At 66.0% G+C, this 6,643-nt stretch carries 8 protein-coding genes; 2 read left to right on the top strand and 6 right to left on the bottom strand.

Going from position 1 to position 6,643, the window contains the following annotated elements; translation table 11 throughout:
* Nucleotides 1–388: 388 nt before the first annotated feature.
* Nucleotides 389–712, bottom strand: coding sequence for a divalent-cation tolerance protein CutA (gene cutA / locus IU459_RS31410; protein ID WP_195133218.1), 324 nt, complete (start codon nucleotides 710–712; stop codon nucleotides 389–391).
* Complete coding sequence (locus IU459_RS31405) at nucleotides 691–1,302, bottom strand: helix-turn-helix domain-containing protein (RefSeq protein ID WP_324199103.1); 612 nt, start codon at nucleotides 1,300–1,302, stop codon at nucleotides 691–693. The genes cutA and IU459_RS31405 overlap by 22 nt, the downstream gene beginning before the upstream one ends.
* A gap of 718 nt (nucleotides 1,303–2,020) precedes the next feature.
* On the opposite strand from IU459_RS31405, the gene IU459_RS31400 reads away from it, so the two are divergent.
* A complete protein-coding gene (locus tag IU459_RS31400; protein WP_195133216.1) occupies nucleotides 2,021–2,389 on the top strand; it encodes a hypothetical protein in 369 nt (122 codons plus the stop codon).
* Nucleotides 2,390–2,394: 5 nt separating this feature from the next.
* Nucleotides 2,395–2,529: a hypothetical protein gene (locus IU459_RS39465; RefSeq protein WP_267469918.1), complete on the top strand. Its 135-nt coding sequence runs from the start codon at nucleotides 2,395–2,397 to the stop codon at nucleotides 2,527–2,529.
* Nucleotides 2,530–2,691: 162 nt separating this feature from the next.
* Here IU459_RS39465 and hisG read toward each other — a convergent pair whose 3' ends face one another.
* From hisG to IU459_RS31380, 4 genes are all read right to left on the bottom strand, one after another.
* Nucleotides 2,692–3,543 (bottom strand): ATP phosphoribosyltransferase, encoded by an 852-nt coding sequence (hisG, locus tag IU459_RS31395; protein ID WP_195133215.1) that lies wholly within the window; start codon nucleotides 3,541–3,543, stop codon nucleotides 2,692–2,694.
* A gap of 42 nt (nucleotides 3,544–3,585) precedes the next feature.
* On the bottom strand, nucleotides 3,586–3,849 hold the full coding sequence (locus IU459_RS31390; protein WP_039798430.1) for a phosphoribosyl-ATP diphosphatase: 264 nt from the start codon (nucleotides 3,847–3,849) through the stop codon (nucleotides 3,586–3,588).
* Between the two features lie 117 nt (nucleotides 3,850–3,966).
* Nucleotides 3,967–5,781: a choline/carnitine O-acyltransferase gene (locus tag IU459_RS31385; protein ID WP_195133214.1), complete on the bottom strand. Its 1,815-nt coding sequence runs from the start codon at nucleotides 5,779–5,781 to the stop codon at nucleotides 3,967–3,969.
* On the bottom strand, nucleotides 5,778–6,614 hold the full coding sequence (locus tag IU459_RS31380) for a class I SAM-dependent methyltransferase (RefSeq protein WP_195133213.1): 837 nt from the start codon (nucleotides 6,612–6,614) through the stop codon (nucleotides 5,778–5,780). Before IU459_RS31380 ends, IU459_RS31385 begins: the two co-directional genes overlap by 4 nt.
* Between the last annotated feature and the right edge of the window lie 29 nt (nucleotides 6,615–6,643).

Below are 6,643 nucleotides of genomic sequence, written 5' to 3'. Positions count from 1 at the left end.
GTGAGCAGCCTCAACCTTGTACTCGGCCGTAAACGACCGACGCTTGCGAGGAGGCATAACGAACATCCTTACCAGCAGAACCAACGATCCTGCTAACTCGGTGTCCACTCCTCGGGGTGAACCTCAGTCGCGGACTTCGAGGTGGAACGCTTCGCGCTGGCAGGAACGAAGAAGCTCCGAATACGGATCACCTTGCAGCAGAAGCACTGCCATAGCTCCTCTATAGCTTCGGCACCTCGCTAGCCGTCTCGTCAAGGTAGATGTCCACCTGGGCCAGCGCTTCAAGGTCCGTAACCGGCGCCCCGGACAGGACGAATGTCCCAGAGTGAAGACGTCGATTGCGTGAACCCAAGGAATCCGCCGAGTGTACGGGGGCTTCTGTGCGACGTCAGCTGGTCGAGTCGATGACCCATTGCCGGTAGCCGGGATGCGCGTCGAGCACGGGGACTGCAAGCACCTGAGGCGTGGTGTCTGGGTGATCGATGTTGGCCCGCTCTATGATCGCGGGCACAAGGTCGGCACGAGTGTGAAGGATGACGAGCGTCTGCTGGTCGTCCTGGATTGCGCCTTCCCAGCGGTATACAGATCGGACGCCGGGAATCAGGTTGCCACACGCCGCGAGCTTGTCCTCGACGAGTCGGCGAGTGAACTCCGCCAGCCAATCGGCGTCATCGGCGGAGATGGATACGTCTACGAGTTGGTCAGAGGCCATGTAAGCCAGTCTCGTACACGCTGCTCGGCGATGGCACTCATGATGATTTCCAGATAGTCGCGGTCACGGGCTATTCCGGCCCAGCCTCGGACCGCCGGACCTTGGTAGCTGAGACCGACCCAGCCGCCGATCATGTGCGTACCGTGCGGGTGCAGCGCCATATACATGACACCTTTCGAGCGGACTGCGCCGTCGGTGGCGCGATACCAACCCATCAGCACGTCGGAATCCGACAGCCGCATTTCTCCGCGCCAGGCGTAGGAGCCCTCCTCAACCGATCGAGCACGGTCACCGAAGAACTGAAGGAACGCGCCTTCCTGTGTCACCTGAAGCTCATGGATGTCGACGCGCGGTATGCCGTCTTTGACGGTCTGCCACGCCGCCCACCAATCGCCGGACAGGTCCAACTCGGCGGTCCGACGACCGGCCAGCTCCGTGAGCGAGATTTCGCAAACGTCGGCGATTCGAACGGCGTCTTCCAAGGTCAACTTCGCCGAACCATCTTCCAACCGCGAGATTGTGCGCTGCGGCAATCCGACCCGCGCACCGAATTCACCCTGCGACAACTCCCCGCGTAGCCGCCTCAACACCTCCGGCGTCTCGCTCACGACCTCGTCCTTTCACTCAAACACTCAACAAATCGTATCGACCCTCGTATGCTCAGACAATATCGTCTAGATCAGACGAAATTGTCTACGACCAGGGGGCTCGATGCATCACACCAACCACCTACCACAGCGAACACCATTCGTCGGGCCAGTTATGCCCTGGAGTGGCTTACCTGTCGACGTGTTGACGGACTACCTCGTGGCCCTCCGCGAATGGGCGGAGACCACAGAAACGTCCCGGAGCCGGGGTGCCGACTCCTCCGACTCCGGTGACTCCCAACCCGAAATTCAGATAAGGATTGATGCCGCAATGGGTTTCAATTGGTGGCAAGAAGACGACGCTTCGGAACGGGGGACCAGCGTCCAAGAGATCGTGGACCGCGTGCAGGCCGAGTGGAGGGCGAGCCGACAGTGTCCTTCCGGGTGGCCTCACGCGGCCCCTCAGCGGCCGCTCAGCGTCGAAGAAGCTCACGTGACCATGCAGCAGCATCGAGACTGCCGTGCCACCGAGTGTCCCCGTAAGGAAGCGGCATGCCAAACGCTGATCAGCGCCGGACGCATGAAGCCGGACACATCAAGGGAGTACTGAGCGTCGTCGTCGCTCAGGCGAAAAAGGGGAATCCTGATGAACAACATCATGTTTCGATTGGCGACCATCCTCAGCGTTGCGAGTGCTGTCGCCCTCGCAGGTGCCGGGCCAGTGGCTGCCGCACCGACGCCGGTCACGGCCAAGTCGTGCGACTTCACCACCTACTTCGGCAAGCCGACCCTGCTGCATCCGGTCATCTCCACCGACGCGAAGGTCTTCTGTCATGTACCTCCGGAGTCGCACACGTTGGAGCTGAGCCTGGAGCACTACCAGACCGGCCAGTGGGTGCGGTGGGCGCTCCAGGTGGACTCCAAGATCCCTTCCCGCTCGGGTCATGAGGTCAGCGTCAGCGCGGAGTGTGAGAGGGGCGACTGGCGGCACAGGGTGCACGTCTATGGGAAGCTGCAAGGGCGTCCGTTCGACTACACCGAAGTCGGCGACACTCGGAAGGTCAGTTCCGACGAATGCCCGAGAGGATGAGCACGATGCCGACGTTCAACGGCAGGTATGCCGAGTACGAGGACCCCGGCCTGTGGCACCGGGTGAAGTACTGGGGACCGACCCACGTCCGTAACGCACTCTGGCGCTTGAGCGTTCGGTTCCGGCGCATGATCTCGTAAACCCGAGAAAGCCCCGTCTCCCTTGGGTTCACGCGGTCGTCGCAACACTCTCAATGTGAGAGGTTGCGGCGACCGTGTCGTTTTCGCTTGGGTCCCCAGCAGCACCTGGTCGCAGTGCACACCGGTGCTCAGTATGAGGCGATCACGCGGACGAACCGGCGCTCAGAATGCCCGGCAGGAGCGAATGTCGGTGGCCAGGATGGCTTTCGCACCCAGATCGGCCAGCTTGTCCATCAGCTCGTTGCTCTGTTTGCGCGGTACGAGCGCGCGCACGGCGACCCAGCCGGTGTCGGCCAGGGGAGCCACGGTCGGCGACTCCAGGCCGGGGGTGATGACGAACGCCTCGTCGAGCAGATCCTTGGGGCAGTCGTAGTCCAGCATCACGTACTGCTGGGCGAAGACCACGCCCTGGACGCGGGCGACGAGCTGGTTGCGGGCCCGGTCGCTCTGATCGGCGTCCTTGCGTTCGACGAGCACGCCCTCGGAATCGCACAGCGATTCCCCGAACGCGACCAGGTTGTGCTGGCGCAGGGTGCGCCCGGAGCCGACCACGTCGGCGATGGCGTCGGCTACGCCGAGCTGGATGGAGATCTCCACGGCGCCGTCCAGACGGATCACCTCGGCCTCGATGCCGCGGCGGCGCAGATCGCTCAGCACCAGGTTCGGGTAGGAGGTCGCGATGCGCTTGTCGTGGAGGTCTTCGACCTTCCACTCCCGCCCGGCGGGGGCGGCGTAGCGGAAGGTGGAGCGGCCGAAGCCGAGGGCGAGCCGTTCCTGCACGGGTGCGCCGGAATCCAGGGCGAGGTCACGCCCGGTGATGCCGAGATCGAGTTCGCCGGAACCGACGTAGATCGCGATGTCCTTGGGCCGCAGGAAGAAGAACTCGACCTGATTGGCCGGGTCCAGCACGGTCAGGTCACGCGAGTCGGTGCGCTTGCGGTAACCGGCCTCGGCGAGGATCGAGACGGCGGATTCGGACAGGGCGCCTTTGTTGGGGACTGCGACGCGCAGCATGGGGAGTCCTTTCGGGAGGAGAAACCGGGAATCGGACGGCCGTCACAGATGTCGGTACACGTCCTCGAGCTTCAGCCCACGACCCACCATCAGCACCTGCACCCAGTACAGCAGCTGGGAGATCTCCTCGGCGAGCGACTCGTCGCTCTCGTGTTCGGCGGCCAGCCACACCTCACCGGCCTCCTCGAGCACCTTCTTACCCTGGGTGTGCACGCCTGCGTCCAGCGCCGCAACGGTTCCGGACCCCTCGGGGCGGTTGACCGCACGATCCTGCAGCTCGGCGAACAGGGATTCGAAGTTCTTCACGATGAGCCATTGTTTCAGACCCGGATGCGGGCCTGTTGCTCCGGCCCACGATGGCCGCGAAAGGCGACCGCCCGGCTCTCACGCACTCGGGGTGCGCGAGAGCCGGGCGGTACGCGACTAGTTTCCGGAGAGCAGGGCCGTCAGATCCGCCACCGCCGTGCGCAGGTGGTCGGCGAAGGCGTACATCTGGTCTGCGACCGGCGTCGGCGTGGCGAGGTAGAGATTCCAGCGGTCCGGAAGCAGGACGTAGGCGACGCCGATGCACCGGGAACTGGTGGAGCCGAAACCGAAGTAGCGGATGTTCACCGACGGCGCCGAGCTGGTGCTCAGGTAGTCGTCCCGCATGATGGTCCAGCCGGGGCTGTCGTAGAGCGGGATCTGATCGGTGACGCCCAGTTCCGCACCGCGGCGGCGCTGGATCCACTGCAGCTCCCACAGGTGCTGCTCGGGCGCGTCCCCTGCCTGGCACTGCTTGGCCCGCTCGACGTGCGCGGCCGCCGCCGTGCGTGCCGCGGCCAGCTTCGCCGCGGCGTCGGCGGACGGGTCCTGCATCGTGTCCACGAAGGCGACCATCTCCGGGGTGATCACCCGCATGGCCTCGGTGCGGCCGTTGCGGTACTGCCTGGTCGCGATGGACTCGTAGGTCGCGCCGGTGAGTCCCTTACTGCGCCGGTGGGCGAGCTGGTAGCTCAGCTGCGCGAACGCGTCCGGTGAGATGCCCAGCTGTTTGGCGCGGGTGGTGCCGAAATCCGGGAAGGACACCGTCTGGGTGGCGTTCTCGGCGGCATAGCGGGCGAAGTCGGCGCCCGCCGCGGCGATATCGGCGCGCTGCGCCGCGTCGAGGACGAACTCGATCGGCTCGACCGGGGGCAGCCCTTGCGCCTGCGCGCCGGAGCGGGTGGCATGCCCGGCCACCGGAGTTTCCAGCAGGGTATCCACGAACGACAGGATGGTGGTGCCGTCCAGCCCGCAATGCTCGACGTTGATGCCCGCCTGCCCGTCGCCGAAGACGATGAACGACACCGACTTGTCGAACCACCGGTTCGCGCTGTCCCCGTGCAGCAGCTGATCACAGGCGTGCAATTCGTCCCGCGGCGCGAAGTCCTCGAGGCAGATGGCGAACAGCGCGGTCTCGATGGTGTCCAGCGCGGCGACGTTCGCGGGCTCCGCCAGCAGCCGCTGCCTGCTCGCCGCCCATTCCGCGCGAGCCTTGGTCGTCAGATGGCCCACGGCGCTGTCCGTGCGGGCCGGGCGCGCGCCCGCTTTCAGGACCGCGCGCAGCCCATCGGCGAGATCTTCCGGCGAGTAGGGCGCCCCGTCCGGTCCGATCACGTCCATCCGGAACATGCTGCCGCGGAAGAACACCATGATGTGCCGGGCGTCCGAGGGGCCCGGCCACTCGTCGCTGTAGGGGACGCGCACCGAGTCCTGCTCGGCACCGGGAATCCTGGTCTCGGAGAACAGGTACTTGTTCTGCCACATCGACAGCTGCTGACCGCGCTGGGTCACCGGCGGGACGGCCTCTTGGTCGAGGGCCAGCTTGTAGTCGACCGCGGCGGAGATGATGCCTGCGGCACGATCCACCTGGGTCGCGGCCGTGGAGGCGGCCAGCGGCGTGTCGTCCCGGAACAGGAAGAAGAAGTTCGCGTTCAGCGCGATCCGGTCCCGCCGGCCCAGATACCGCGACGGCCAGAACAGATCCAGCCAGCTGCCCACCCCCGGTGTCGCGTCGTATTCAGCGAGCGCCGCGTGCAGGACGCGGCCCGGCCCGTCGGCGCGCAGCAGGTCCTCGACCGCGGCGCGAGTGGCGGCGAGTTCGTCGGCGGTCAGCAGCGGCTCACACCACTGCAGGAACCGGCCGCAGCTGTCCTCCAGCGTCGGCAGGGGCACCCTGGGTAGCTGGTCCTCGGCGGCGAACGTGCGTTCGGTCAATGCGGATCCTCGGTGTCGGCGTGATGTTTCGGCAGCGGCCTGGACACGTACAGCGTGGCATACAGCCACCCCTGGTCTTCCCGGCCGGTGGTGTCGATCCCATTGGCGGACAGGGTGTTCAGCACTCGCGCCTGCTCGGCCTCGGAGGCGAACCTGCGCTGCTCGTACAGCCCCGGCGCCTGTTCGGTCCGGTAGCCGAGCGCGGCGAGTTCCGCCGCGATCGGAGCGAAGTCGAACATGCGCAACACGAAGTGTGCCATCCACGGCCGCCTGCGCGGGTGTGCGGTGGCCACGCGAGTCAGCGTCTTTTCGGTGACGTATCCGACACAGCCGGTGGAGACCACCAGGTCGGCGGTGGCCAGCAGCGCTCGCTGGTCGTCGGTCGGCTCGCCGGATTCCAGGTCGGCGTGCACCACGTCGTGGACCAGCCCGGCCTCGTGCGCGTACTCGAGCGCGGGGCGGGCGGCGTCCATGCCGAGGAAACGGACGTCGGCCGGTCCGGTGCCGGCCGCCACCCGGTCGCGGTCGCGCCGAATCAGACCGGCTCGGTCGGACTCGGCATCGGCGTAATGCTCGGCCAAGTCCTGCATGGTCGTGTCTAAGCGCAGCAGCGCGGCGTTCACGCCGTAGGAGCAGCCGATGTCGAGCACCGTCGGCGTGGTGACCCTGGCGGAGGCGCGATACTCCCGGATCTGCTGTTGGAAGACCGGCTTCGCCAGCTCCGGAATGCGATAGTCCAGATCGGACATGCGCGCGTAGTACGCGCGCGGATCGGGGCGGTCATAGATGTCGTCGAAAGACGCTTTCCCGGTGGTGTCTAACGGCACTGGCACTGTCGGTCCTCTCGGGTCGAGCTCGGTCA

Source organism: Nocardia amamiensis (genome assembly GCF_015477605.1).
Classification (GTDB): domain Bacteria; phylum Actinomycetota; class Actinomycetes; order Mycobacteriales; family Mycobacteriaceae; genus Nocardia; species Nocardia amamiensis_A.
This window is presented reverse-complemented; position numbering and strand designations above follow the sequence as displayed.

What these genes read in the sequence shown, in the direction of transcription:
- cutA (WP_195133218.1), bottom strand. Translation starts at nt 712, where the DNA reads ATGGCCTCTGACCAACTCGTAGACGTATCCATCTCCGCCGATGACGCC.
- IU459_RS39465 (WP_267469918.1), top strand. Translation starts at nt 2,395, where the DNA reads ATGCCGACGTTCAACGGCAGGTATGCCGAGTACGAGGACCCCGGCCTG.
- hisG (WP_195133215.1), bottom strand. Translation starts at nt 3,543, where the DNA reads ATGCTGCGCGTCGCAGTCCCCAACAAAGGCGCCCTGTCCGAATCCGCC.